Source organism: Escherichia sp. MOD1-EC4550 (genome assembly GCF_963876935.1).
In the GTDB taxonomy this organism is placed as follows: domain Bacteria; phylum Pseudomonadota; class Gammaproteobacteria; order Enterobacterales; family Enterobacteriaceae; genus Escherichia; species Escherichia coli_F.
Map to the genome: position 1 here is coordinate 1 of NZ_CAWNSE010000035.1, position 3144 is coordinate 3144.

Genomic DNA, 3144 nt, shown 5'->3' on the forward strand with positions numbered 1-3144 from the left:
TGCTCTTTAAAAATCTGGATCAAGCTGAAAATTGAAACACTGAACAACGAGAGTTGTTCGTGAGTCTCTCAAATTTTCGCAATCAGAAGTGAAACATCTTCGGGTTGTGAGGTTAAGCGACTAAGCGTACACGGTGGATGCCCTGGCAGTCAGAGGCGATGAAGGACGTGCTAATCTGCGATAAGCGTCGGTAAGGTGATATGAACCGTTATAACCGGCGATTTCCGAATGGGGAAACCCAGTGTGATTCGTCACACTATCATTAACTGAATCCATAGGTTAATGAGGCGAACCGGGGGAACTGAAACATCTAAGTACCCCGAGGAAAAGAAATCAACCGAGATTCCCCCAGTAGCGGCGAGCGAACGGGGAGGAGCCCAGAGCCTGAATCAGTGTGTGTGTTAGTGGAAGCGTCTGGAAAGGCGCGCGATACAGGGTGACAGCCCCGTACACAAAAATGCACATGCTGTGAGCTCGATGAGTAGGGCGGGACACGTGGTATCCTGTCTGAATATGGGGGGACCATCCTCCAAGGCTAAATACTCCTGACTGACCGATAGTGAACCAGTACCGTGAGGGAAAGGCGAAAAGAACCCCGGCGAGGGGAGTGAAAAAGAACCTGAAACCGTGTACGTACAAGCAGTGGGAGCCTCTTTATGGGGTGACTGCGTACCTTTTGTATAATGGGTCAGCGACTTATATTCTGTAGCAAGGTTAACCGAATAGGGGAGCCGAAGGGAAACCGAGTCTTAACTGGGCGTTAAGTTGCAGGGTATAGACCCGAAACCCGGTGATCTAGCCATGGGCAGGTTGAAGGTTGGGTAACACTAACTGGAGGACCGAACCGACTAATGTTGAAAAATTAGCGGATGACTTGTGGCTGGGGGTGAAAGGCCAATCAAACCGGGAGATAGCTGGTTCTCCCCGAAAGCTATTTAGGTAGCGCCTCGTGAATTCATCTCCGGGGGTAGAGCACTGTTTCGGCAAGGGGGTCATCCCGACTTACCAACCCGATGCAAACTGCGAATACCGGAGAATGTTATCACGGGAGACACACGGCGGGTGCTAACGTCCGTCGTGAAGAGGGAAACAACCCAGACCGCCAGCTAAGGTCCCAAAGTCATGGTTAAGTGGGAAACGATGTGGGAAGGCCCAGACAGCCAGGATGTTGGCTTAGAAGCAGCCATCATTTAAAGAAAGCGTAATAGCTCACTGGTCGAGTCGGCCTGCGCGGAAGATGTAACGGGGCTAAACCATGCACCGAAGCTGCGGCAGCGACGCTTATGCGTTGTTGGGTAGGGGAGCGTTCTGTAAGCCTGTGAAGGTGTACTGTGAGGTATGCTGGAGGTATCAGAAGTGCGAATGCTGACATAAGTAACGATAAAGCGGGTGAAAAGCCCGCTCGCCGGAAGACCAAGGGTTCCTGTCCAACGTTAATCGGGGCAGGGTGAGTCGACCCCTAAGGCGAGGCCGAAAGGCGTAGTCGATGGGAAACAGGTTAATATTCCTGTACTTGGTGTTACTGCGAAGGGGGGACGGAGAAGGCTATGTTGGCCGGGCGACGGTTGTCCCGGTTTAAGCGTGTAGGCTGGTTTTCCAGGCAAATCCGGAAAATCAAGGCTGAGGCGTGATGACGAGGCACTACGGTGCTGAAGCAACAAATGCCCTGCTTCCAGGAAAAGCCTCTAAGCATCAGGTAACATTAAATCGTACCCCAAACCGACACAGGTGGTCAGGTAGAGAATACCAAGGCGCTTGAGAGAACTCGGGTGAAGGAACTAGGCAAAATGGTGCCGTAACTTCGGGAGAAGGCACGCTGATATGTAGGTGAAGCGACTTGCTCGTGGAGCTGAAATCAGTCGAAGATACCAGCTGGCTGCAACTGTTTATTAAAAACACAGCACTGTGCAAACACGAAAGTGGACGTATACGGTGTGACGCCTGCCCGGTGCCGGAAGGTTAATTGATGGGGTTAGCGGTAACGCGAAGCTCTTGATCGAAGCCCCGGTAAACGGCGGCCGTAACTATAACGGTCCTAAGGTAGCGAAATTCCTTGTCGGGTAAGTTCCGACCTGCACGAATGGCGTAATGATGGCCAGGCTGTCTCCACCCGAGACTCAGTGAAATTGAACTCGCTGTGAAGATGCAGTGTACCCGCGGCAAGACGGAAAGACCCCGTGAACCTTTACTATAGCTTGACACTGAACATTGAGCCTTGATGTGTAGGATAGGTGGGAGGCTTTGAAGTGTGGACGCCAGTCTGCATGGAGCCGACCTTGAAATACCACCCTTTAATGTTTGATGTTCTAACGTAGGCCCCTTATCGGGGTTGCGGACAGTGTCTGGTGGGTAGTTTGACTGGGGCGGTCTCCTCCTAAAGAGTAACGGAGGAGCACGAAGGTTGGCTAATCCTGGTCGGACATCAGGAGGTTAGTGCAATGGCATAAGCCAGCTTGACTGCGAGCGTGACGGCGCGAGCAGGTGCGAAAGCAGGTCATAGTGATCCGGTGGTTCTGAATGGAAGGGCCATCGCTCAACGGATAAAAGGTACTCCGGGGATAACAGGCTGATACCGCCCAAGAGTTCATATCGACGGCGGTGTTTGGCACCTCGATGTCGGCTCATCACATCCTGGGGCTGAAGTAGGTCCCAAGGGTATGGCTGTTCGCCATTTAAAGTGGTACGCGAGCTGGGTTTAGAACGTCGTGAGACAGTTCGGTCCCTATCTGCCGTGGGCGCTGGAGAACTGAGGGGGGCTGCTCCTAGTACGAGAGGACCGGAGTGGACGCATCACTGGTGTTCGGGTTGTCATGCCAATGGCACTGCCCGGTAGCTAAATGCGGAAGAGATAAGTGCTGAAAGCATCTAAGCACGAAACTTGCCCCGAGATGAGTTCTCCCTGACCCTTTAAGGGTCCTGAAGGAACGTTGAAGACGACGACGTTGATAGGCCGGGTGTGTAAGCGCAGCGATGCGTTGAGCTAACCGGTACTAATGAACCGTGAGGCTTAACCTTACAACGCCGAAGATGTTTTGGCGGATTGAGAGAAGATTTTCAGCCTGATACAGATTAAATCAGAACGCAGAAGCGGTCTGATGAAACAGAATTTGCCTGGCGGCCTTAGCGCGGTGGTCCCACCTGACC

At 52.5% G+C, this 3144-nt stretch carries 1 rRNA gene; it reads left to right on the forward strand.

Features of this window, described 5'->3' with window-relative positions:
* The first annotated feature begins 110 nt into the window (after positions 1 to 110).
* A 23S ribosomal RNA gene (locus AACU19_RS20095) occupies positions 111 to 3015 on the forward strand.
* Positions 3016 to 3144: the final 129 nt, after the last annotated feature.